The organism is Halomonas sp. RT37, assembly GCF_040070525.1.
GTDB lineage: Bacteria > Pseudomonadota > Gammaproteobacteria > Pseudomonadales > Halomonadaceae > Halomonas > Halomonas litopenaei.
On sequence record NZ_CP098827.1, the window covers coordinates 4,648,817 to 4,671,423 of the forward strand.

Sequence of the window (22,607 nt, forward strand, 5' to 3'; positions counted from 1 at the left end):
TCAAAAAAATCAAAGGCATAACAAAAAAACAAGGACCAGAAAAAGCATGCTCATTGCAATAATGTCGTTACGGCACATTTAAAAGCTTCGTGCCTAGTTCTTCGGTACAATAATTAAAGCAAGTATTGGATAATTTAGGTTAGGCGTGAGTCACGACCGGCATAGAACTTTAATAATTAACTGCGACGGTATTGTTTTTCATTAAAACTTCACCATCTTGGCGAAGAACATTTCTTGATCGTCAGAAGTGCCAGCATCCAACAAATGTAATCTTCTAACGCCCCGCCTCGGCGCCAAGGCCATGAGGGGGCGCCCGGAGGGCCGCTTTTATGAGGGAGTCGCCATTGAGCAGGGCAACTAACTGTGCCGAACTTTAGCTCCCAGGCCGCTCCAGGCGCGCGCTTCCTCCAGTCTGATCCTTCTCAAGGAGGCCCTCCTGGCCCCCAATCGACGTTCCGCCATCACCGGGCACGTGATGACGGGCGCCCTGCAGGGCGCGGAGGAACACAAGAATCAGAAGGCAGAGAGGGACAGAGACAGAGAGGGACAGAGACAGAGAGGGACAGAGGGACAGAGCGACAGAGGGACAGAGGGACAGAGAAAGGTAGAGGCAGAGAAAAGTAGAAAGTAGATAGCGTGGGGCCGGTCATGGGAGAGACCACCAAGGGACACCGCGCGCCCCGGCATCTCTCGTCGAGAGGAGGCCGGGACGCAGAGTGCCTGCTGGCCTGGTGTAACAAGCATGGCAGGGAACAGCTCAGGCTCTGCGCCGCCAGGGGGAAGAACCTGGGCTGGAACTGGAGGGTTGAAGTGGAAGGTTGAAGTGGAGGGTTGAAGCGGGGGCCGGAAAGCCCCGGCCCACTAACAGGGCATCAAGCGGGGGTTGGCGCGGCAACCCGCTCGGGGTGATTGGCCGGCGCTGAGGCAGAGCTGGCAGCCTCACTCAGGGTAAATCCTGCCACCATCCGCCCCAGTCGGTCGGCCTGTTCCAGCAGGTGCTCGGTGGCAGCAGAAGACTCTTCGACCAGACTCGCGTTCTGCTGCGACATGCGGTCCAGCTCCGCCACCGCGATATTGACCTGTGCGATACCTTCGCTCTGCTCTTCCGCCGCCACGCTGATCTCGTCCAGGCTCAACGTGACGCGCCCGACCTGTTGAACGATCTCGCCCATGGTCTCGCCCGCCCGGCGCACCAGCTCGGTACCGCTGGCCACGCGCTCGCCGGAGGTCTCGATCAAGCTACGAATTTCACGGGAAGCCTCGGCGGATCGGGTGGCCAGTTGGCGTACCTCACTGGCCACCACGGCGAAGCCACGGCCATGCTCCCCGGCCCGGGCCGCCTCCACCGAAGCATTGAGCGCCAGCAGGTTGGTCTGGAAGGCGATACCATCCATCACCTTGACGATGGCGCCGATCTGCACAGAGGACTCGGTGATCGACTCCATGGTGTCCACCACCTGGTCCACCACCTCACCGCCTCGCTCGGCGACGTCGGTGGCCTCCCCCGACTGCCGCCTGGCATCGCGCGAGGCCGCCGCCGTATGCGCCACGGTGCTGGTGATCTCCTCGATCGATGCCGAGGTCTGCTGCAGGCTCGATGCGGTCGTTTCGCTGCGCCGCGACAGGTCCTGCCCTCCCAGTGCGATCTCGCCGGCGGCAACCCGCACCGACTCGCTGCTGTCCCGGATGGTGATCATCACCGCCTCCATGCGCGACACGAAGCGATTGAACGCACTCGCGATCTGGGCCACCTCATCCTTGCCGTCCTCCGGCAGGCGGCGGGTCAGGTCTCCGTTGCCACTGGCGACGTCGGCCATGGCATCCCGCGCAATCGACAGTCGCTTGAGCGCGAGGGTCAACAGCACGCTCAGCAGCAGCAGTGCCACCAGGCCGACGATCACCAGAGTCCAGAGCGCTGCCTGTGTCACCTGCTGAAGGCTGGCACCGGCCTCCCGGCTGTCCAGGGCAATCACCAGTCGCCAGTCGGTACCGCTGATGGGCGTGGCGAGAAGCTCGCGCTGCCGTCCGCCGATGTCTACGGTGACAGGGCGTGCCTGGTCACCCAGCTGCGTCAGGAAATCCGGCGTCAGACGCGCAGACAGCTCGGTCGCCGGCGCCAGGCTCAGCGTGGCATCAGGATGCGCCACCAGGGCTCCCTCACCATCGACGAGGAAGGCAAAACTGCTCGGCGTCGGCGCGATGTCGGCCACCACATCGATCACACCGTCGATGGTGATATCGCCACCCGCCACCGCCTCGAGCCTGCCCTCATTAAAGAAGGGCGTGGCGAAGGTCACCACCAGCCCCCCCGTGTTGGCATCCTTGTAGGGAGGGGTCACCACGGTCGCTTCAGCCTCAACGGCCTGCTGATACCAGGGGCGCTGACGCGGATCATAGTCTGCGGGGGCATCCCAGCCGTCGGAGAAGATCGCATCTCCGCTCGCGGCCTCGGCCAGATAGGTGGTGAGAAAGCCGCCACCGGCCTGCAACTGCAGCAGCGCCGCCAGGGGATCGGCATCGGACACTGCCGGCGCCAGTGCCTCGAGCTGGCGTGCGTGGCTCGACACCCACTCATCGATGGCCACCCGATTGCCTTCGGCGACCGAGGCCAGCTGCTGCGCATCCTGGCGCTCCTGATGGTGATGCAGAATGCTGAGGTTGACCGCTCCATTGATGGCCAGGGCCACCACTATGACGGCCACGGTGGTCAGCAGGAGCCGAAATCTCAAGGAATGAATCATGTCGCTCTCTGTCAAGGGTTACGCCTTGCGGCTGCAAGGTCGACACAAGCGACTATCGGCCATCGAGAATGCCTCTTTAGCCCAAGTTTGACGATTACCCCCTTTCGCCTCCCGAATGGCTCCCGAATGGCTCCCGAACGGCTCCCGAGCGACTCATCGACGATAGGGAAACGGGCCGCGCCCGTCAGGCGCTGACACCCTGCGTCAATCGTCTGGCCTGCCGGCGCTCGCGCCAGGCCTGCAGCCCCCGCCACCACGAGCGTTGCGTTCTTACCGTCATCTCGCCGATGCAGGTGTCGTCGTCTTCGTCGGACAGCTGCATGTGCGCACTGGATTGCCCCAGCGCCAGGGCGGTGCCAGTCAGACGTTCGGCTTCCTCCCGTGAGCGCTCGACCATCTGGGCGTTGCGCTGGGTAACAGCATCGATCTCGGCCATCGCCCGATGAATCTGATCGAGGCCCTGATGCTGCTCTCCGGCGGCCTGTTCCAGTTCTGCGATTCGGCCCCCCAACTGCCCGACTGCCGCCGCTATCCCCTGGATCGACAGATCGGCGGCGCGGGACTGCCTCGCGCCATCGGCCACGCTCTTGCTGGAAGCACCGGTCAGGCTGCGAATCTCGCCGGCCGCTTCGGCGCTGCGCGCCGCCAGGCCGCGCACCTCCGCCGCTACCACCGCGAAGCCTCTGCCGTGCTCGCCGGCACGGGCAGCCTCCACCGAGGCATTGAGGGCCAGCAGGTTGGTCTGAAAGGCAATATCGTCGATCAGCTTGACCATCGCCTGCACCTGGTCGGCATGGCGCTGGATCTCGTCCATGGCCGCCGCCACCGCTGCGACGCCCTCGCTGCCCTTGCTGGCACGCTTGCCCACATCGCCCGCCAGGCGGTTGGCGTCCCCCAGATGCTGCACCGTCTGGGCCACCGTCGCCGTCAATTGCTCGAGGCTGGCGACCGTCTGCTCCAGGGCCGATGCCTGGCGCTGGGTACGGGTGGCCAGTTCGCGACCATCATCGAGCATGCGTTCGGCATTGTGACGCAGGTCATCGCTGGTCTCGCGAATCCCGCGAATATTCTTCACCAACGCCCGTCGCAGTGACTCCACGCCCCGATACAGCTGGCCCACTTCGCTGCTGCCCATATCGGGCAGGCGACGCTCGAGTCGGCCCTGGGCCATCGCCTCGAAGTGTTCCAGCAGCTGCTTCAACGGGACCAGCAGGTAGCGTCGAACCGTCAGAGCCATTGCCATGGCCAGCACCAGAGCCAGGGTGAGCGCCGCCGCCAGGGCGAGGTTCATGCTGTCTGCCAGGTGCCTGAAGCCGGCAGCCAGTCCCTCTTCCTGCTCCAGCGCCAGGGTGGAAAAGGCCTCCACGCTATCGACAAAGGCCTGGCTCATGCTGGTCAGTCGAGCCTGGCCCGAATCATAGGCGCCAAGATCTCCCTCCTTGAGCAACATCAGCTGCAGCTCCAGGCCGGTGGATACCAGCGAGCGGAAGTGGCGCTCGAGCGTCGCCTTGTTGTCTGCCTGGGCCTCGCCGACATCGATCGCCATGAAGGCCTCGAAGGCCTCCCTGGCCTCGCTCAGCAGCGTCTCGGCAGAAGCGATCACCGGACCCGGTCGATCGAAGGACGGCACCCGCGTCAGCCTGGCCGCCCGATCCATCTCGACGCGTGAACGAAAGACCCTGGTCTGGGCAAGATTGAGCAGACGGAACTGACCGACGTGCTCGTCGCGCATTACATCGAAAGCCTCTCGTCCCTGCTGGTTGGCATAAAGGCCCAGTCCACCCAGTCCGACCATCAATATCAGGAAGAGAGACAACGCCAGCAGCCCGCTGGCACGTATGGAGAGCGTTCGAAAAGACGTCATGGAGCGAATATCCCTGGTTGCCCCGCTTCTCGGGCGAGCGGGTGCCGAAGGAATATCAGCAAAACATTACATAAAAATGTCGGCAGACGATGGGGGGATCGCCGAGGGGGTAGCCGAGCGCGGCACCTACACCTGCATGTTCATCACATCCCTGTAGGCCGATACCAGGCGATTGCGCACCTGCTGGCCCATCTGAAAGGCCACGCTGGCCTTCTGCATGTCGACCATGACGTCGTTGAGCTCGACCCCCGGCACCCCGGCCTGGAAGGCCTTGGCCTGCGAATCGGCGGTGGCCTTGAGCTCGTTGATGCGCTGGATCGACGACTTCAAGGCGTCGGCGAAGCCGGCGTCGGCCTGGGCCGCCTCGGTGTTGCCCCCCAGTGTCGGGGACGACACCTGGCTGGCCTCGCGGGCCATGGTGGTCATCTGGGCAAGGGCCGATTGCATCGCGGGAGTCGACATGACGGGTCCTGTGTCTCGTTGGCCGGTGACGGAGGCGCATCGCCTCCACGACAGCAAGCCTAACAAGAGCGAGCGCACCGTCATCGAAGTAAATGGCCGTCAAAACATGGGCTATTTCGATCATTGGCTGGCCACAGCCCCGGGATAATGGGCATCAACACAGAACCGGGCACCGCCCGCGGCCACCCGACCCACGGACCACCGGTCATGCCAATGAACAGCCCCCATTTGCCGTCCCCCGACGGGAGTCGTCCATGAGCTCAGCGGCCTCCGCCTCAAGCTCCGGCCCCCTGTCCGGGCTGACGTCCCGCTTACGCGGCAAACCCCTGATTCCCTTGATGATCGGGGGCGCCGCCGCGATTGCTCTGATCATCGCCCTGGTGATGTGGGCTTCGCGCCCACAGTACCGAGTCCTGTTCAGCAATCTCAGCGAAGCCGACGGCGGCGCCATCATCACTGAACTCGATAGCCGCGGGGTGCCTTATCGCTTTTCCGCCGGCGGCCACGCCTTGATGGTGCCGGACGACCAGCTGCACACCCTGCGCCTGCAGCTTGCCGAACAGGGCCTGCCCCACGGCGGCAACGTCGGCCTCGAACTGATGCAGGATCAGGCCTTCGGTATCAGTCAGTTCGCCGAGCAGATCAACTACCAGCGCGGCCTGGAAGGCGAGCTGGCCAGATCCATCGCCTCGTTGGGCCCGGTGGCCAACGCCCGTGTCCATCTGGCCCTGGCCAAGGACTCGGTGTTCGTACGCGAGCGTCAGCCGGCCAAGGCCTCGGTGGTGCTGACACTCGAGCCTGGCCGACGTGTCGGCGAGGGCCAGGTGGCTGCCATGGTCCACCTGGTCTCTTCCAGCGTGCCCGACCTGGCCGGTGAAGACGTCACCGTGATCGACCAGAACGGGCGCCTGCTGTCATCGGCCGACGCTGGTGGGCTGGGGCTGGACGGCTCGCAGCTGGACTACGTCGCCGAAATCGAGCGTTCCTACCAGCGGCGCATCGAGGACATCCTGGCGCCGCTGGTCGGCCATGCCAACGTGCGTGCCCAGGTCACCGCCCAGATCGACTTCTCCCAGCGTGAAGAGACCCAGGAGCGCTACACCCCGAACCAGCCGCCCGCACAGGCGGCGGTCCGCAGCCGCCAGACCAGCCTGGACATCAATGGCCAGGGTGACCTGGCCAGCGGCATTCCCGGCGCCCTGAGCAACACCGCGCCAGGTACCGCCGCGTCACCCATCGACAACGGTGATGCCGCGCAGCCGGACAACGACGAGGCCGCCGCCGATACCGTCGAACAGGAAGAGGCGTCACCGCAACGCCTGCGGCGCGATGACGTCACCAACTACGAGCTGGATCGACAGGTATCGCATGTGCAGTACCAGAAGGGAGGCATCGAACGCCTGTCCGCCGCGGTGGTGGTGAACTACCAGGACGGCGTCGATGAGCAAGGCGAAGCCACCCTCACCCCCCTGTCAGCGGAACAACTCGCCGAGATCGAGGCACTGGTGCGTCAGGCCATGGGCTTCTCGGAAAGCCGCGGCGACGCCCTGTCGGTGGTCAACAGTGCATTCGCCCAGGCACCCGAGGTCGAAGCCCCCACCTGGTGGCAGGACCCGATGGTCCATCAACTGGCCAAGGAACTCGGTCGCTATCTGCTGATCATCCTGGCCGTCGCTCTGCTCTACCTGCTCGTGCTGCGTCCGCTGATCCGTCGTTATACCGAGGCTCCGGTGGCCCCGGCCCCCATGCCCAGCGCCTTCTCGGCACGGGTCGGCGACGACGAGAGCGACGACGAAGAGGCGTCCGAGGGTGACAGCGAGACGACCGACGGTGAGGACGCCACCTACGGCCGCGACAACCGCCGCCGGCGCAAGGCCAGCGCCTACGAACAGAACCTCAACGACCTGCGCGAGCTGGCCCAGGAAGATCCCCGCATGGTCGCCATGATCGTACGCAGCTGGATGAACGCCAATGACTAACATCGAAGCCTCGAGCGGCATCCGCCGCAGCGCCGTACTGCTGCTGGCCCTGGACGAGGACAGCGCGGCGGAAGTGTTCAAGTTTCTCAATGCCAAGGAAATCCAGCAGCTATCGAGGGAGATGACCCAGCTCGGGCAGATCTCCCACGAAGAGATGCGTCGCGTGCTGCACGACTTCCACACCGAGACCGAGGAGTTCATCGGTCTCAACATGAACTCCAGCGAGCACATCCGCTCGGTGCTGACCAAGGCGCTCGGCACCGAACGGGCCTCCAGCCTGATCGAGGACGTCCTCGAAACTGCCGGCACCAGCAGCGGCATCGACGCCCTCAACCTGATGGAGCCGTCCATGGTGGCGGAGCTGATCCGTGACGAGCATCCACAGATCATCGCCACCGTGCTTGTGCACCTCGAGCGCCACCAGGCGGCCGACGTGCTCGAGCTGTTCGACGACAAGCAGCGCAACGATGTGGTGCTGCGCATCGCCACCTTCAGCGGCGTCCAGCCGGCGGCACTGCAGGAACTCACCGAAGTGCTCACCAGCATGCTCGACGGCCAGAACCTCAAGCGCAGCAAGATGGGCGGTGTACGTACCGCGGCGGAGATCCTCAACCTGATGAACACCACCCAGGAAGAGGCCGCCATCGACACCGTGCGCGCCCACAGCGAGGACCTGGCTCAGAAGATCATCGACGAGATGTTCCTGTTCGAGAACATCGGCGATCTGGACGACCGCAGCATCCAGCTGTTGCTCAAGGAGATCGAGACCAACAGCCTGGTCATCGCGCTCAAGGGAGCCCCGGAAACGCTCAAGGCCAAGTTCCTGGTCAACATGTCCCAGCGCGCCGCCGACCTGCTGCAGGAAGACATGGACGCCAGGGGGCCCATTCGCATCTCCCAGGTGGAGACCGAGCAGAAGGCCATCCTGCAGGTGGTGCGTCGCCTGGCCGACAACGGCGAAATCGTGCTCAGCGGAGGCGACGAAGCCTATGTCTAGGACACCTCGATTCAGTGAACCTGGCACGCCGGCGAGGAGGGTCTCGGCATGAGCCAATGGCGCCGCTGGAACATGGGCGAGCTGCCCGAGGAAGGCGACGACGGCACCACCGAGGCCGCAGCGACCCCGCGCCCGCCCACTCGCCAGGAACTCGATGACGAACGCCGCCGGGCCCGCGAGACGGGCCACCGCGAGGGCCATGTCCAGGGCCACCAGAAGGGCTACGACGAGGGCTACCAGAAAGGACTGGCCCAGGGCCTCGAGCAGGGCCTGGCCGAGGGCCGCGCCCGCGCCGAGCAGGAGATCGCCGACGCCCTGGACAAACGCTGTGAAGAGGCCCTGGCACCGCTTGGCCGACTCGTCGACGAGTTCCGCACGGCACTGTCCGAGCTGGACGATGCGGTGGCCGAGGATCTGACCGACCTGGCCCTGGCCACCGGCCGGCAGCTGGCGGATGACGCCCTCAAGGCCCGGCCACGCCAGGTGGTGGAGCTGGTCCAGCGGCTTTTGCACACCGATCCGCCCCTGGTGGGACGCCAGCGCCTGTGGCTGCACCCGCTCGACCTGCGCCTGGTGGAGCGCCACCTGGGCGAGCAGCTCGAGGCCGCCGGCTGGACCCTGCGCGCCGACGAGCGTCTGCACCGTGGCGGCTGCCGGGTCAGCGGCGAACAGGGCGATATCGACGCCACCTGGGAGCGTCGCTGGCAGGCGGTGAATCGCCAGGTGCGCAGAAGGGCCCCGCGCCACACCCCCGAACCAGAGGATCATGGCGTCGCCCACGAGGACGATGCGCCATGAACGGCCCCCAGACCCACCAGCAGCGCTGGCAGCACGCCCTCAAGGCCGTCGCCCATCGCGTCGAGCCCCTGCCCATGACCAGGGCCACAGGCCGCGTGGTGCGCGCCACTGGCATGGTCATCGAAGCCGTCGGCCTGCAGGTGGCGCTGGGTGACAGCTGTCGCATCGAGCTTCCCGGCACGGCAGATCACACCGCTGCCGGCTCAGCGCACGACTACGCCGAGGCCGAGGTCGTCGGCTTCGCCGGCGATCGCCTGTTCCTGATGCCGCTTGGCGAGATCAGTGGACTGATGCCCGGCGCCCGGGTGCTGCCCCTGGGCGACGGTAGCGTCAATGCCTCGCGACGCTTTCCGCTGGGCGAGAGCCTGCTGGGCAGGGTCGTTGACGGCACCGGGGCTCCGCTGGACGGTCTCGGTGAACTGGATGACGCCCCCCGGGCGCCATTGGCCACACCGCCGCTCAACCCCCTGTCTCGTGCTCCCATCGAGGAACAGATCGACGTCGGCATCCGCGCCATCAACGCCCTGCTCAGCGTCGGCCGCGGCCAGCGCATGGGCCTGTTCGCCGGCTCCGGCGTCGGCAAGTCGGTGCTACTCGGCATGATGGCGCGCTACACCCGAGCCGACGTCATCGTGGTCGGACTGATCGGCGAACGTGGCCGCGAGGTCCAGGACTTCATCGACAACATCCTCGGGCCCGAGGGCCGGCGCCGTGCCGTGGTAGTGGCGGCCCCCGCCGACACCTCGCCACTGCAACGACTCAAGGGCGCCGCCTACGCCACCCGCCTGGCCGAAGGCTTTCGCGACGACGGCAAGAACGTGCTGCTGATCATGGACTCGCTGACCCGCTACGCCATGGCCCAGCGCGAGATCGCCCTGGCCATCGGCGAACCTCCGGCGACCAAGGGCTATCCGCCCTCGGTGTTCGCCAAACTGCCGGGGCTGGTGGAGCGCGCCGGCAACGCCGAGCCCGGTGGGGGATCGATTACCGCCTTCTATACCGTGCTGACCGAAGGCGACGACCAGCAGGACCCCATCGCCGACTCCGCCCGCGCCATCCTCGATGGCCACGTGGTGCTGTCGCGCAGCCTGGCGGAATCCGGCCACTACCCCGCCATCGACATCGAAGCCTCGATCAGCCGGGCCATGAACGCCATCGTCGACGACGGCCAGCGCCGCCAGGCCCAGGGCTTCAAGGCCATGTTCTCGCGCTACCAGCGCAACCGTGACCTGATCAGCGTGGGCGCCTACCAGCCCGGCCACGACCCTCGCCTGGACGAAGCCGTGCGCCGCTATCCGGATCTGGAAGCCTTTCTGCAACAGCGAATCGACGAATGCGCCACCCTCGAGGCCTCGCGTCAGGCGCTCTCGTCCACCCTGGGAGGAACCCCATGAGAACCCCTCTGGACACCTTGACCGAGCTGGCCCGGGACGCCCGCGACCAGGCGATGCAGCACCTTGCCAGCGCCCGCCGAGACGAGCGTCAGGTCGCCGATCAGCTGTCGTCGCTGGAACACTACCGACAGGAATACGCAGAGCGTCTGCACCAGAACATGCGCAGTGGCATCGATCCGGCCACCCTGCACAATACTCAGCGCTTCCTGCTGTCGCTTGACGATGCCCTGGCCACCGCACGACGAGCGCTCCAGCAACAGCGCCAGAAGGTCAGCGACAGCCAGCGCGAGTGGCAACACGAACAGCAGCGCCTCAGCGCCTACGACACCCTGGCCGAACGCCGTGCCCAGGAAGGCCTGCGCCAGCAGGCCCGCCAGGAACAGCGCTCCAGCGACGACCTGATCAACAGCCGACTGCAGCGCGGCAGCGCCATGCCCGGCGGCTACTGACCTCAAAGGAACTCACCATGGACCTCACCCTGTTGGGCCTGGCAGGCCCCGTTTCTTCCCAGGCCAGTGGCAGCAAGGGCGCCGCCGCGCCGATCGGTGGCGACTTCGCCCAGCGCCTGGCCGCACTCGGCGGCCAGGCGGCCCCCCTCGACAATACCGGGCGCCCCGCCAATGGCCAGGCCAGCGACACGGCGCTCAGTGATCAGGACCATAGCGAGCCCCAGGACTGGACACTGGCACTGCTGGCCGTTGCCTCATCGGCCCCGGGCCCCCACGGGCAGCCCGCTGCTGACGCAGGCCAGCTGGCGTCATCAGGACTCGGCGCACCAGGCTTGAACGGCGCACCGCGGGACGCTACAGGCGCAGCGCTTGCCGGGCAGCTCCCCGGCGGGGCGCATGCACTGCTGACACAAGGCGGCGCCGCAAGTCAGCAGGCACTACCGCTGGACGTCGCAGCCCAGGCCACACCGGCGCTCGCGACGTCTCCGCCATCAGGGCCGTCGGCGCAGGCTCAGCTTTCGCCCCTGGTTCGGGTCCAGGTCCAGAATCAGGCCCCAGCACTGCAGAGCGCCGCCCTCGACGCCACCGCCGCCACGGAAAATGCGCCCGCCCAGTCACGCCTGGCACAGGACGCGCTCCCGGCGCTGCATCGACTCCCCAGGGCCGAGCATCCGGTGGATCGCGCTCCCTCGGCGGCGCAGCAGGCAGCCATGGCCGCCGGCAGCAATGCGCAGGGTAATTTACAAGGACAGGCACCCGTTGCCCCGGCGGGCCTCGCACCCGGCGCCCTGGCTCCAGACACGTCCGGCTGGATGGCCCAGGGCACAGGGTCAGGCGCTGCGGAACTGCGTCCCGGCGAGATCCTTGCTGGCGCTGCCCGGGGCGAGGCCGACGCTTCGCTGGATGCCGTGCTCTCGCCCACCGCCTCACAGGCACGGGGCGCGTCGCCCTTTGGCTCCTCCCTGGCCGCCGCCATGCCCCCGGGTACCAATGCCTCACTGTCATTCAACCAGGCCGCCTGGCCGCAGCAGCTCGGCCAGACCCTGGCAAGGCTGTCCAGCCAGGGCGGTGCGGGCGAACAGCAGGTCGAGTTGCGCCTGCACCCCGCCGAACTCGGCTCGCTGGGGGTGACCCTCAAGCTGGGCGAGCACGGTGCCCAGGCCCAGTTCTTCTCGGCCCACTCCCAGGTGCGCCAGGCCCTTGAGCAGGCCATTCCCCAGCTTCGCGAAGCCCTGGCCGAACAGGGCATCCAGCTCGGTGACGCCTCGGTGAGCGACCAGGGCGCACAGTTTGGCGGCCAGCAACCCTCGGACTCTCGCGGCCAGCCATCGCTGGCAGCCTCCGGCCAGGGCAAGGGCGAGCCGATGGAGCCGGCCACCACGGCAAGCTCTGCCCCTGACCAGCGCCACGAGTCAGACGATGGCCGCGTGGACATCTACGCCTGACGCATAGGGCTGGACACGCGCCTGACCTGCGCCTGACCCACGCCCTTCCAGGCACCCCCTGCCGCTACACAGCGTGAGCGGCGGGGCTCACCCCACAAATACCCAAGATAGGCACGAACTCGGTGCCTGTTCTCGCCATCGATCGCCGATGCCTGACGGCATACTAAGGTTGCGGCACGCCCGCACGCTAGTACATTACCGCCCCTCGAGGGGCCACAGGCTCAGGACTTCAGGACATGGCGAAATCTCGACGGCTCATCTGGTGTCTGGTGATCCTGGTCATCCTCGCATCCTTCGGTGCCGCGGCCGGGTTCTACCTGCTGTACCAGGAAAAGGCGCACGCAGAATCAGCAGACACCTTCGGCGAGCATATGGCTCAGGCCAGCACCGGCGCGGTTGAAGATACGGCGCCCATCTACCTGAAACTGGAGCCCTTCACCGTCAACCTGGCCGAAGACAACGCCGGACCGCGCCTGTTGTACGCCGGCCTGACCCTCAAGCTCAGCGATGACGCTAGCCTCGAGACGCTGGAACAGCACCGTCCCCAGGTGCGTAACCAGCTGTTGTTGCTGCTGTCGGACCGCGAGGCCGAGACACTGGTCAGCGCATCGGGCAAGAAGGCCCTGGCCGAGGATATCGTCGCCACCCTGGAAGACGTGCTCGGCCCCGAGCGTCCGCGCATCCATATCGATGATGTGCTTTTCACCGAGTTCATCGTCCAATAGGTCGCCCCCATGTCTCAAGACGATCTCCTGTCCCAGGAAGAAATCGACGCACTGCTCAAGGGCGTCAGCGGCGACGACGATGCCGAGGGCGAAGACAATGCAGCTCGAGGGCGCTTGCGCCCCTTCGATCCGGCCAATCAGCAGCGCATCATCCGCGAGCGTCTGCAGGCCCTGGACATCATCAACGAGCGCTTCGCCCGTCACTTCCGCACCGGCATGTTCAACCTGCTGCGGCGCAGCGCCGACATCAGCGTCGACGCCGTGCGCTACCTCAGCTACAGCGAGTTCTCGCGCAACGTGCCGGTGCCCACCAACATCAACATCATCGCCATGAAACCGCTCAAGGGCTCGGCCCTGATCGTGTTTCCCCCGAGCCTGGTGTTCATGGTGGTGGACAACCTGTTCGGCGGTGACGGCCGCTTCGTCACCAAGTCCGAAGGGCGCGAGTTCACCAATACCGAACAGCGCATCATCCAGCGCGTGCTGAACATGGCCATCGATGGCTACAGCGAGGCCTGGAAGTCCGTCTACCCGCTGGACATCAGCTACCTGCGCTCGGAGATGCAGTCCAAGTTCGCCAACATCACCAACTCGCCCAACGAGATCGTGGTCAGTACCAGCTTTCATCTGGAGGTCGGCAACCTCTCGTCCAGCTTCCAGATCTGCATGCCCTACAGCATGATCGAACCGCTCAAGGACCTGCTGACCAACCCGTTGAGCGAGAACAGTCGCGACAAGGACGGCGCCTTCCACCGGCGTATGGCCGGCGAGCTGCGTCATCCAGAGGTAGAGCTGGTGGCCAACTTCGCCACCATCGACTCGCGCATCGCCGAGGTGATGGCGCTGAAGGTCGGTGACATCCTGCCGCTCGAACTGCCCGATACCGTCACCGCCCAGGTCGACGAGGTGCCGGTGATGGAATGCGAATACGGCAGCCAGCGCGACCAGCGCGCCCTCCGAGTCCTGCGGATGTTCGACCACGCCGCCGGTCACCAGCCCAGCAACGCCTTCGTCAAAGGCTCTCGGCCTCCTTCCAAGGAATCGCACCATGACTGACCCCAATAAACCCGACTCCCCTGTCGGCGACGACGACTGGGCCGCCGCCATGTCCGAACAACAGGACGATGCCACCAGCGATGGCGCTGGCGAGGACGACCCCTGGGCCGATGCCATGGCCGAACAGCAGGCCGCCGAGGAGAACCCGGGCGAGCAGGCCCCAGAAGATACCCCTGCCGCAGCGCGCGCCGCAGGAGACAGCGTGTTCCGCCCGCTCGGTGAAAGCACCTCCTCCAGCGCTGCCCGCGAGCTCGACATGATCATGGATATCCCGGTCAAGCTGACCGTGGAGCTTGGTCGCACCCGCCTGACCATCAAGCAGTTGCTGGAACTGGCCCAGGGCTCGGTGGTGGAACTGGAGGGGCTGGCCGGTGAGCCGATGGACATCCTGATCAACGGCTACCTGATCGCCCAGGGCGAAGTCGTGGTGGTCGAAGACCGCTACGGCATCCGTATCACCGAGATCATCACCCCCTCAGAGCGGGTGCAGAAGCTCAACCGATGAACGAGACCACCTCCAGCGCCGCCGTCGACGGACTGGCCCAGGGAGGCGACAGCCTGCTGGGACTGGCCATGCTGGGCAAGACCGCCGCCGCCCTGGCACTGATCATCGCCATTCTGCTGGGCCTTTCCGCCTGGCTGAAGCGGCGGGGCGGCGGCTTTCACGGCCAGCAGTCCCGACTCAAGGTGGTCGGCTCCACCGCCGTCGGTCAGCGCGAGCGCGTGGTGGTGGTTCAGGTCCAGGATCGCTGGCTGGTGCTCGGCGTCGGCGGCGGTCAGGTCAATCGGCTGGACAGCCTGCCCGCCCCGACCGACGAGGCGACGCCCGCCCAGCCGGACGCGCCGCAGGGTGACAGCTTTGGCGAGCGCCTGGGCCAGGCTCTCAAGGCCAACCTTGGTCGGCGAGAGCGGTGATGCGACAGTTGATACTTCTTCAGCACAGCCTCTACTCCCGTCCCTGGACGCCACTGGTGGCCAGCCTCGGACTGGCCCTGGTTGTCTGTCTGCTGGCTGCCGGCCCGGCCCAGGCCCAGCAGATCCCGGGCCTGATCAGTGAACCCATGGCCGATGGCGGGCAGAAATGGTCGCTGTCGCTGCAGACCCTGCTGCTGCTCAGCGCCATGGCCTTTCTGCCCACGGCGCTGCTGATGATGACCAGCTTTACCCGCATCATCATCGTGCTGAGCCTGCTGCGTACCGCCATGGGCACCGCCTCGACGCCGCCCAACCAGGTGCTGCTGGGCCTCGCGCTGTTTCTGACCGCCTTCATCATGTCTCCGGTGCTCAGCGACGTTTACCAGGACGCCTGGCTGCCGCTGTCCACCGACGCCATCGATTTTGGCCAGTTCATCGAGCTCGCCCAGCAGCCCTTTCGCGAGTTCATGCTGGGCCAGACCCGAGAGCCGGACCTCGCCATGTTTGCCCGCCTGTCCGAGGTCGGCCCCCTGGCCGGTCCCGAGGACGTGCCGTTGCAGGTGCTGGTACCGGCCTTCGTCACCAGCGAACTGAAGACCGCCTTCCAGATCGGCTTCACCATCTTCATCCCCTTTCTGATCATCGACCTGGTGGTCGCCAGCGTGCTGATGTCACTGGGCATGATGATGGTCCCGCCGGTGACCATTTCGATGCCGTTCAAGCTGATGCTGTTCGTGCTGGTGGACGGCTGGCAGCTGATCATCGGCTCGATGGCGGAAAGCTTCTATTTATAGGCCCCCGACGACAGGGCCCCGGCGAAGGCCTACGGGCCCAGACAAGGCGGCGCCAGCAAGGAGACTCGTCATGCATCCCGAAACCGTCATGAGTTTGGCCTACCAGGGCATGCGCGTGACCCTGCTGCTGGGGGCGCCGCTGTTGCTTACCGCGCTGTTCACCGGCCTGCTGGTCAGCCTGTTCCAGGCCGCTACCCAGATCAACGAGATGACGCTGTCGTTCATTCCCAAGATCCTGGCCGTGTTTGCCGTGCTGGTGCTGGCCGGTCCCTGGCTGCTGCAGCTGATCATCACCTTCACCCGGGAGCTGTTTACCAGTATCCCGGCGCTGGTGTCCTGAGCCGGGCCGCCTGCGCTGAAGCCACCGGCCCTATCCCCGAGGCGCCCGCGTCCTGATGGTCGAGATCACCTTCACCCAGCTGCATGCCTGGCTCAGCCTGTTCCTGTGGCCGTTCATGCGCATCACCGCGCTGATGCTGAGCGCCCCCCTGTGGGGCCACAGCGCGGTGCCTACCCAGGCCAAGATCGGGCTGGCCGGTGCCATCAGCGTGGTCATCTCGCCGATGCTGCCACCACTGCCCGATGTCCCGGTGGCCTCCTGGGCCGGCCTCGGCCTGGTGGTCGAACAGCTGATCATCGGCGTGGCCATGGGCCTGTGCGTGCGGATCATCCTGGTGGTGGTACAGGCCACCGGTGAGTTTATCGGGCTGCAGATGGGCCTGGCCTTCGCCACCTTCTTCGACCCTTCCAGCGGCACCAACATGGTCGTGATCTCGCGCTTTCTGTACATGATCACGCTACTGATGTTCCTGGCGGTGAATGGCCACCTGATCGTGCTGGAACTGTTGATCACCAGCTTCGAGACCCTGCCCATCGGCATCCAGCGCTTCAACCCTGAAGCCTTCATCCTGCTGGCCCGCTACGGCGGCACCATCTTTGCCACCGGCCTGCTGCTGGCGCTGCCGCTGGTCGCCCCGCTGCTGACCATCAACCTGGCACTCGGCATCCTCAATCGCGCAGCACCCCAGCTGACCGTATTCAATATCGGCTTCCCCACCTCTCTCAGCGTCGGCCTGGCACTGCTGATGGTCCTGATGACCGACCTCGGTCGCTTTCTGCAGCGCCACTTCCACCAGGGTCTGGATTTCCTGCAGTCGCTGCTCGACACCCTGGCGCCCCTGGCAAGCTGACGGTGCCGGAAGCGATTGGAAGCCAGGCGCGATATCAGACTCGCGAACGACCCCGATCAAGCCGTGACTCACCGGGCTGCAGGCAGCGGCACACCCGAGACCAGGGCGGCTAGCGCCACGCTGATACGATGGACCCCCGATCATCGGCGAGATGCAGGCACGCATGGGCGCTTCACCACACACGGACGAGCAGGACAGGCAGCCCACCGCCCTGACGGCGACCTATGCTTCGACAGACAACCATGCCCCGACAGACGACCAGGCCCCGACAGACAACCAGGCCCTGACGGCGACCGATGCCCTGGCCCGGCTACCGATACTCGCCCCCTGCCTGCCGGAATTTTCCCGCATTCGGCCCTGGCGCCAGCGCCACCGTTGCCGCCCCGCCGCCGTGCTCGGCTGGGGCAACCGGGGGACCACCCGTCGCGCCAGGCGCCTGGCGACGGACAAGGGCCTGCCCTTCGTCGCCCTGGAAGACGGTTTCCTGCGCTCCTGGGGGCCCGCCGACGAAGGCTTCGCCAGCCTCTCCCTGGTGGTGGATCATAGCGGCATCCACTACGACGCCTCCCGGCCCTCCGATCTCGAGACCCTGATCAACCACGCCTACATCGACGCCACCGAAGAGGTACGGGCCAACGCCTTGATGGCGCGCCTGCGGCTCGCCCGACTGTCCAAGTACAACCACGCCCCTGACATTCGACTGGAAGATTCGTCCCGCTCCCGGGTACTGGTGGTGGACCAGACCCGGGACGACGCTTCCATTGTCGGCGGCGGGGCCTCGGAGGCCACCTTTGTTCGTATGCTTGAACAGGCCCTGGAAAGCCATCCCGAGGCCGAAATCCTGATCAAGATCCATCCGGAGGTGATCGCCGGGCGACGCCAGGGCCACCTGCTGGGGGCCGCCGGCCGTCCCCGCTGCCGCCTGATCACCGACGACATCAATCCCTGGGCCCTGTTCGACGTGGTCGAGGCGGTCCATGTGGTCACCAGTCAACTCGGCTTCGAGGCGCTGCTGGCGGGCCTGCCGGTCACCTGTCACGGCCTGCCGTTCTATGCCGGCTGGGGCCTCACCCAGGACCGACAACGCTGTGCGCGGCGTCAGCGACCGGCATCCCTGGCCCGGGTATTCGCCGCCGCCTACCTGCGCTACACACGCTACGCCAACCCCTATACCGGCGAGCCAGCGACGCTGGGCGACACCCTGGACCTGCTGGAGGATCAGCGCCGTCAGATACAGCGCGGCGCCGGGCACTGGCGATGCTACGGTCTGTCGCGATGGAAGCGCGGCTTCGTGACGGACTTCCTCGGCCCCCTGTCGCGGGTCGAACAGCTGCCACTGAGCTCGCTGAAATCGACCGATTCATCGTCTGAAACGGCATCCGACCCAGCACCCACGCCAGTGAATCATCTGGTGTGGGGCAGCCAATATCCCCGAAGAGACGATGTCCATCGCATGGAAGACGGTTTCCTGCGCTCGGTGGGGCTCGGTATCGATCTCACTCGGCCGCTGTCGCTGGTCATCGACGGGGCCGGCATCCACTACGACCCCACCCGTCCCAGCGAGCTCGAGGAACTGATCGAGAATGGCGAGTTCAGCCCGCGGGACCACCTGCGCGCACGCAGCCTGATCTCGCGGCTGGTACAACGGGGTCTGTCCAAGTACAACGACGGCCACGACGCCTCGCCCAAGCCCGGTTTGCCAGCGCTGCCCAGCGATCGTCCCCGGCTGCTGGTGATCGGCCAGGTGGAAAGTGACGCTTCGGTACGTCACGGTGCCTGTGAGATCCACACCAATCGCGCCCTGCTTGCAGAGGTGCGCCGCCGCCACCCCAACGCCTTCCTGCTCTATCGTCCCCATCCGGACGTGGTCGCCGGCGTACGCCAGGGCGAGCAGGTTCCCGCCGAGGCCTACGATGTGCTGGCAGCAGAGGGCAACATCACTGCCCTGATCGATCAGGTCGACGAGGTTCATACCCTGACCTCCCTGGCGGGCTTCGAGGCGCTACTCCGCAGTCGCCCGGTGATTACCTATGGCCTGCCGTTCTACGCCGGCTGGGGACTGACCCGGGATGAGGCAGCGACGCCCCCTCGGCGATGTCGGCGCGCCACCCTGGAAGAACTGGTCGCGGCGGCACTGATCCACTATCCCGGCTACGTGGACCCCGCTACCCGCCAGCCGATCAACGTCGAGACCGCGATCACCCTGCTCGAACGCCAACGCCAGCAAGGGCCAAGGCTGAGGCTGTGGCAACGCCTCTACCGACAGGTCCGGCGCTATCTGTACGGGCGCTATTGAGACGGAGCGCCAGTCCTTGCCCCTTGCCCCTTTTCCACCACAGGAGGACTCGACAGATGACGGCCCCCCAGCGCCAGATCCTGATTACCGGTGCCACCGGCGCCATCGGCGGCGCCTTGGCGCGCCACTACGCCAGGCCAGGGCATCATCTGGTGCTTCATGGGCGTCGCCAGGACACGCTGGCAGAGATAGGGCAGCGCTGTCGCGACCAAGGCGCCGAGGTCAGCCTGGCGAGCGGCCCCCTGGAAGACAACGATGCCCGACAGGCCTGGCTTGCGGGGCTGTCACGGACGCCGGATATCGTGATCATGTGCGCCGGCATCAACACCGGCGTGGTCGATCGCCGCGACGGCGAATCGCTTCAGGCAGGACGTCAGCTGATGGAAATCAATCTACGCGTGCCAATGGAAATGGCACGCCAGCTTGCCCCTGCCATGCAGCGCCGAGGCCGCGGCCAGCTGGTTTTCATCAGCTCGCTGGCCGCCTGGCATGGGCTGCCGGTCACCCCCAGCTACAGCGCCAGCAAGGCTGGCATCAAGGCCTACGCCGAAGCTCTGCGCGGAGGGCTCGCCAGCGATGGCGTCGGCGTCACCCTGGTGATGCCAGGCTACGTGGATTCGGCCATGGCCCGGGCGATGCCCGGCCCCAAGCCGTTCACCTGGTCGCCCGAAAGGGCGGCCCGGCGCATTGCCACGGCCATCGATGCCAATCGTCCCAGGGTCAGCTTCCCGCTGCCACTGTGCCTCGCCACCCAGGGACTGACCCTGTTGCCGCCGAGGCTGGCACAGGCCTTGATGCGATGGTTCGGCTACGGCGTGCCCTGATGTCGTCTGCGCAAGACACCAGGGAAGCAGTGGCCACATAGGCCCCTGCTGCTGACGCCCGAATTTCATCAATCACGTCGGTTTTGACACCAAAACTTGCCGATAGAACGCCAACTTTCCCTCGCACAGGCATTATCTGCACAGGATTTCGCACGCCACGCCCCTTGATGCTTAACAATGGCCGTCACTCATGCCAACTCCTGAAGTCGACGTCATCGACCGCTGATCTGCACGATCGCCCCGCCAGCGTCAGACGCTACGCCAGACATCCTGGCAGGAAGCCGGCTTCGCCCATCAAGGATGATCCCATGCACAAGCCACAGTTCTCCCCGCCCCGCAGGACTCCCTGCCATGCCGCCTCGAGGCTGTGTGCCTGGCGATCCCTTCCCCTCGCCCTGATCCTTGGCAGCGCCTCGTCGAGTGCCCTTGCACTTGACGTCGACCTCGCGCCACTCGACCAGAACCCCACCACCTTCGTTGGCACCCTGGAAGATCGCCCCCTGACCCTGGAGTTGCTCGGTCAGCAGGCGGTGACAGGAGGAAGCCGCGTGTTCGTGAGCATCAATGACAGACCCGTCACCCTGAGGCTACCTGCGGGCATCACCCTGGCAGAGGTCGATGGTCAGACCCCGGTGGTGCTCAGCGACGGCGAAGGCAAGGTGCTGCTCGCCGGGCGCCTCGATGCGCTCGGCCGTGATCGCACCCTCGCCCTGGCCGATGCACTGGGCCTGCTGGAACTCGACCAGACCCTGTACGGCGCACAGAAACAGGCTATGGCCCAGAACTTCCGGCCGGTCACCCAGCGCATCGACGCCACCATGGCGCCACTCGGCGACGGCCCCTATCAGCGTCCGCCGGGGATAAGTGTCTGGAGCACCGCCGAGATCGGCGATCTCGACGGCGACACCCGAAGTTCGGACTACTCCGGCGATGGCAAGGTCGCCCTGCTGGGCATCGACTACCGCTACCGCAACCTGCTGGTCGGCGTGGCCGCCGGCAAGAGCGAGATGTACCTGGATGGAAAAAGTGGTGGCCACACCGACCTGGGCGGCGAGATGGTCGCGCCCTACGCCGCCATCGCCCTGCTGAACGACCGCCTGGTGCTGGACGCTACCTTGCTGTTTCAGGACCTGGACGGCAGCGCACGACGCGACTATCTGGTCGAGGGCATCGATCTCGACGGCGATCGCTGGGGCGCGCGCGGCGCCGCCACCTACCACCTGCCGAGCTATCAGCTGACGAGCCAGCACCGGATCGACTCAAGCCTGACCCTGGGTGGGACCTATCTGGATGACGATGTGGATGGCGACTACCTGCAGGCGGAAACCGACTACGGCGAAGAAACCGGCGAAGTCTTTGCCGGAGTTCGACTGGGTGCCGACGTCTTCACCGGCCGCCTGTTCGCCGGCCTGCTCTACCACTACGACGTGTCCAGCGACGTGGACGACGACGCCGACTTTCTCGAAGGGAGCGATGACGATCGTACCGTGCTGGAGCTCGGTGCCACCCAGCGACTAGGCCGCGGCGTGGACGTTACCCTCGCGGGCCAGACGACACTGGGCAGCAGCGCTACCGAATACGACGTGATCAGCGCCTCGCTGTCCTACGACTTCTAGGCCTTCCAGGACCGCCTGGCGCAAGAGGCGTAGGCCCGAGTATTCAAACTAGTCAGGTGCAGGGGCGGACTCGCGCTGGGCCAGTCGCGCCAGCAGCAACAGCGAGGCCGAATAGTAGTCGTCGCCGGGGGCCAGGCCCGCAGGCATCGCCCGGCGGTCGCGGCCGGCCAGCGCGCGAATCGCCAGCACCCCGCGGGAGGCGGCGTACTCCGCCCGGGCCTCGCTGTAGACGTCGATCCAGGCCGGTGGCGGCTGGCGAGCGGGATCGTTCCACAAGGCCAGGATCGGCGAGACACCGGGACGATCGAGCTGGTCTGCCCAGGCCAGGTAGAGCGGGATACGCACCGCATCAAAGCCGAAGCGGGGCGGCCAGCCCGGCGCCGGAGCCAGGCTGCCGTCGGCGTCAAGCCGCAGCCAGTCGGTGGGCAACCGATAGCGACCGAAGCGGCCTTGCTCGAGCAACCTCAGGCCGTCTTCCACCAGCGTTTCCCAGCCCGCACCCGGCTCCGCCTGCGCAAAGTCGAGCAACGCCGGCATCACCCAGTAGGACAGGTTGAGGTCGACGTAACCCTCGCCACGAAACCCCTGCACCCCCGGCAGCAGCACCCGGTAGCCGCCGCGCTGCACCACCAGATACTCGGCGATGGCCTCGCGGATCATCGCGGCCGCCTGGGCGTAGCGGGGTTCCTGCCAACGGCTGGCGGCGCGCTGCAGCGCCCAGGCGATCAGGATGTCGCCATCACTGGCATTGTTGGGGTCCGCCACCGGTGGCACGTTGGTGGGGTCGTAGCGCCAGGAAAACAGCGCCACATCGGTCCGCGCCAGATGCAGTCGGGTCCACTGCCACAGCCGATCGAAGGCCTCGCGATCCCCCTGGGCCTCCGCCAGCAGCATGCCGAAGCCCTGCCCCTCCGAGTGGCTAACGTCGCCGTTGCCGCTGTCGAGAATGCGACCGTCGGCGCTCATGAAGCGGCTCTTGTAACGCTCCCAGCTCTCGTCGGCCGGTGCCGCAAGGGCAAAGGTCAAGGAGGCCACGGCGACCAGCAACATCGCCGTCAATCG

The 22,607-nt window shown here is 66.1% G+C and carries 20 protein-coding genes; 16 read left to right on the plus strand and 4 right to left on the minus strand.

What is annotated here, in order from left to right:
* Positions 1 to 872 precede the first annotated feature (872 nt).
* The 3 genes from NFG58_RS20245 to fliE form a co-directional block, all read right to left on the minus strand.
* Entirely contained in the window at positions 873 to 2,741 is a 1,869-nt protein-coding gene (locus NFG58_RS20245; protein WP_222516330.1) for a methyl-accepting chemotaxis protein, read from the minus strand.
* A 184-nt stretch (positions 2,742 to 2,925) separates the two neighbouring features.
* The gene (locus NFG58_RS20250; RefSeq protein ID WP_348827248.1) at positions 2,926 to 4,605 is read right to left on the minus strand and encodes a methyl-accepting chemotaxis protein; all 1,680 of its coding nucleotides are present in this window, start codon (positions 4,603 to 4,605) and stop codon (positions 2,926 to 2,928) included.
* Positions 4,606 to 4,731: 126 nt separating this feature from the next.
* A complete protein-coding gene (fliE, locus tag NFG58_RS20255; protein ID WP_045992432.1) occupies positions 4,732 to 5,067 on the minus strand; it encodes a flagellar hook-basal body complex protein FliE in 336 nt (111 codons plus the stop codon).
* Positions 5,068 to 5,321: 254 nt separating this feature from the next.
* Here fliE and fliF point away from each other — a divergent pair, with 254 nt between their 5' ends.
* The 16 genes from fliF to NFG58_RS20335 all read left to right on the plus strand — a co-directional run bounded on the left by fliF (position 5,322) and on the right by NFG58_RS20335 (position 21,545).
* Positions 5,322 to 7,046 (plus strand): flagellar basal-body MS-ring/collar protein FliF, encoded by a 1,725-nt coding sequence (fliF, locus tag NFG58_RS20260; protein ID WP_213230255.1) that lies wholly within the window; start codon positions 5,322 to 5,324, stop codon positions 7,044 to 7,046.
* Complete coding sequence (fliG, locus tag NFG58_RS20265) at positions 7,039 to 8,043, plus strand: flagellar motor switch protein FliG (RefSeq protein WP_045992434.1); 1,005 nt, start codon at positions 7,039 to 7,041, stop codon at positions 8,041 to 8,043. The genes fliF and fliG overlap by 8 nt, the downstream gene beginning before the upstream one ends.
* Positions 8,044 to 8,091: 48 nt before the next feature.
* The gene (gene fliH, locus NFG58_RS20270) at positions 8,092 to 8,841 is read left to right on the plus strand and encodes a flagellar assembly protein FliH (RefSeq protein ID WP_348827249.1); all 750 of its coding nucleotides are present in this window, start codon (positions 8,092 to 8,094) and stop codon (positions 8,839 to 8,841) included.
* On the plus strand, positions 8,838 to 10,235 hold the full coding sequence (gene fliI, locus NFG58_RS20275; protein WP_348827250.1) for a flagellar protein export ATPase FliI: 1,398 nt from the start codon (positions 8,838 to 8,840) through the stop codon (positions 10,233 to 10,235). The genes fliH and fliI overlap by 4 nt, the downstream gene beginning before the upstream one ends.
* Entirely contained in the window at positions 10,232 to 10,684 is a 453-nt protein-coding gene (fliJ, locus tag NFG58_RS20280) for a flagellar export protein FliJ (RefSeq protein ID WP_045992437.1), read from the plus strand. Before fliI ends, fliJ begins: the two co-directional genes overlap by 4 nt.
* A 17-nt stretch (positions 10,685 to 10,701) precedes the next feature.
* On the plus strand, positions 10,702 to 12,129 hold the full coding sequence (locus tag NFG58_RS20285; protein ID WP_348827251.1) for a flagellar hook-length control protein FliK: 1,428 nt from the start codon (positions 10,702 to 10,704) through the stop codon (positions 12,127 to 12,129).
* A 236-nt stretch (positions 12,130 to 12,365) separates the two neighbouring features.
* Positions 12,366 to 12,854 (plus strand): flagellar basal body-associated protein FliL, encoded by a 489-nt coding sequence (fliL, locus tag NFG58_RS20290; protein WP_045992438.1) that lies wholly within the window; start codon positions 12,366 to 12,368, stop codon positions 12,852 to 12,854.
* A gap of 9 nt (positions 12,855 to 12,863) precedes the next feature.
* The gene (gene fliM / locus NFG58_RS20295) at positions 12,864 to 13,910 is read left to right on the plus strand and encodes a flagellar motor switch protein FliM (protein ID WP_045992439.1); all 1,047 of its coding nucleotides are present in this window, start codon (positions 12,864 to 12,866) and stop codon (positions 13,908 to 13,910) included.
* Positions 13,903 to 14,415, plus strand: a complete 513-nt coding sequence (fliN, locus tag NFG58_RS20300) for a flagellar motor switch protein FliN (protein ID WP_348827252.1) — start codon at positions 13,903 to 13,905, stop codon at positions 14,413 to 14,415. Before fliM ends, fliN begins: the two co-directional genes overlap by 8 nt.
* A complete protein-coding gene (gene fliO, locus NFG58_RS20305) occupies positions 14,412 to 14,825 on the plus strand; it encodes a flagellar biosynthetic protein FliO (RefSeq protein WP_045992441.1) in 414 nt (137 codons plus the stop codon). Before fliN ends, fliO begins: the two co-directional genes overlap by 4 nt.
* A complete protein-coding gene (gene fliP, locus NFG58_RS20310; RefSeq protein WP_348827253.1) occupies positions 14,825 to 15,619 on the plus strand; it encodes a flagellar type III secretion system pore protein FliP in 795 nt (264 codons plus the stop codon). Before fliO ends, fliP begins: the two co-directional genes overlap by 1 nt.
* Positions 15,620 to 15,689: 70 nt before the next feature.
* A complete protein-coding gene (fliQ, locus tag NFG58_RS20315; RefSeq protein WP_045992443.1) occupies positions 15,690 to 15,959 on the plus strand; it encodes a flagellar biosynthesis protein FliQ in 270 nt (89 codons plus the stop codon).
* Between the two features lie 55 nt (positions 15,960 to 16,014).
* Positions 16,015 to 16,809, plus strand: coding sequence for a flagellar biosynthetic protein FliR (fliR, locus tag NFG58_RS20320; protein WP_108448597.1), 795 nt, complete (start codon positions 16,015 to 16,017; stop codon positions 16,807 to 16,809).
* A gap of 163 nt (positions 16,810 to 16,972) precedes the next feature.
* Positions 16,973 to 19,105 carry a capsular polysaccharide biosynthesis protein gene (locus NFG58_RS20325; RefSeq protein ID WP_348827254.1) on the plus strand — a complete coding sequence of 711 codons (2,133 nt, stop codon included), beginning with the start codon at positions 16,973 to 16,975 and terminating at the stop codon, positions 19,103 to 19,105.
* A 56-nt stretch (positions 19,106 to 19,161) separates the two neighbouring features.
* Positions 19,162 to 19,929, plus strand: a complete 768-nt coding sequence (locus NFG58_RS20330) for an SDR family NAD(P)-dependent oxidoreductase (protein WP_348827255.1) — start codon at positions 19,162 to 19,164, stop codon at positions 19,927 to 19,929.
* Between the two features lie 308 nt (positions 19,930 to 20,237).
* The gene (locus tag NFG58_RS20335; RefSeq protein ID WP_348827256.1) at positions 20,238 to 21,545 is read left to right on the plus strand and encodes an autotransporter outer membrane beta-barrel domain-containing protein; all 1,308 of its coding nucleotides are present in this window, start codon (positions 20,238 to 20,240) and stop codon (positions 21,543 to 21,545) included.
* Between the two features lie 48 nt (positions 21,546 to 21,593).
* Here the strand turns inward: NFG58_RS20335 and NFG58_RS20340 are convergent, their stop codons facing one another.
* Positions 21,594 to 22,595, minus strand: a complete 1,002-nt coding sequence (locus NFG58_RS20340; protein ID WP_348827257.1) for a glycosyl hydrolase family 8 — start codon at positions 22,593 to 22,595, stop codon at positions 21,594 to 21,596.
* Positions 22,596 to 22,607 lie beyond the last annotated feature (12 nt).

What these genes read in the sequence shown, in the direction of transcription:
- fliG (WP_045992434.1), top strand. Translation starts at nt 7,039, where the DNA reads ATGACTAACATCGAAGCCTCGAGCGGCATCCGCCGCAGCGCCGTACTG.
- fliI (WP_348827250.1), top strand. Translation starts at nt 8,838, where the DNA reads ATGAACGGCCCCCAGACCCACCAGCAGCGCTGGCAGCACGCCCTCAAG.
- fliR (WP_108448597.1), top strand. Translation starts at nt 16,015, where the DNA reads ATGGTCGAGATCACCTTCACCCAGCTGCATGCCTGGCTCAGCCTGTTC.
- fliF (WP_213230255.1), top strand. Translation starts at nt 5,322, where the DNA reads ATGAGCTCAGCGGCCTCCGCCTCAAGCTCCGGCCCCCTGTCCGGGCTG.
- fliE (WP_045992432.1), bottom strand. Translation starts at nt 5,067, where the DNA reads ATGTCGACTCCCGCGATGCAATCGGCCCTTGCCCAGATGACCACCATG.
- NFG58_RS20250 (WP_348827248.1), bottom strand. Translation starts at nt 4,605, where the DNA reads ATGACGTCTTTTCGAACGCTCTCCATACGTGCCAGCGGGCTGCTGGCG.
- fliN (WP_348827252.1), top strand. Translation starts at nt 13,903, where the DNA reads ATGACTGACCCCAATAAACCCGACTCCCCTGTCGGCGACGACGACTGG.
- NFG58_RS20335 (WP_348827256.1), top strand. Translation starts at nt 20,238, where the DNA reads ATGCACAAGCCACAGTTCTCCCCGCCCCGCAGGACTCCCTGCCATGCC.
- fliP (WP_348827253.1), top strand. Translation starts at nt 14,825, where the DNA reads ATGCGACAGTTGATACTTCTTCAGCACAGCCTCTACTCCCGTCCCTGG.
- NFG58_RS20340 (WP_348827257.1), bottom strand. Translation starts at nt 22,595, where the DNA reads ATGTTGCTGGTCGCCGTGGCCTCCTTGACCTTTGCCCTTGCGGCACCG.
- NFG58_RS20245 (WP_222516330.1), bottom strand. Translation starts at nt 2,741, where the DNA reads ATGATTCATTCCTTGAGATTTCGGCTCCTGCTGACCACCGTGGCCGTC.
- fliM (WP_045992439.1), top strand. Translation starts at nt 12,864, where the DNA reads ATGTCTCAAGACGATCTCCTGTCCCAGGAAGAAATCGACGCACTGCTC.
- NFG58_RS20325 (WP_348827254.1), top strand. Translation starts at nt 16,973, where the DNA reads ATGGGCGCTTCACCACACACGGACGAGCAGGACAGGCAGCCCACCGCC.
- fliJ (WP_045992437.1), top strand. Translation starts at nt 10,232, where the DNA reads ATGAGAACCCCTCTGGACACCTTGACCGAGCTGGCCCGGGACGCCCGC.
- NFG58_RS20330 (WP_348827255.1), top strand. Translation starts at nt 19,162, where the DNA reads ATGACGGCCCCCCAGCGCCAGATCCTGATTACCGGTGCCACCGGCGCC.
- fliQ (WP_045992443.1), top strand. Translation starts at nt 15,690, where the DNA reads ATGCATCCCGAAACCGTCATGAGTTTGGCCTACCAGGGCATGCGCGTG.
- fliO (WP_045992441.1), top strand. Translation starts at nt 14,412, where the DNA reads ATGAACGAGACCACCTCCAGCGCCGCCGTCGACGGACTGGCCCAGGGA.
- fliH (WP_348827249.1), top strand. Translation starts at nt 8,092, where the DNA reads ATGAGCCAATGGCGCCGCTGGAACATGGGCGAGCTGCCCGAGGAAGGC.
- NFG58_RS20285 (WP_348827251.1), top strand. Translation starts at nt 10,702, where the DNA reads ATGGACCTCACCCTGTTGGGCCTGGCAGGCCCCGTTTCTTCCCAGGCC.
- fliL (WP_045992438.1), top strand. Translation starts at nt 12,366, where the DNA reads ATGGCGAAATCTCGACGGCTCATCTGGTGTCTGGTGATCCTGGTCATC.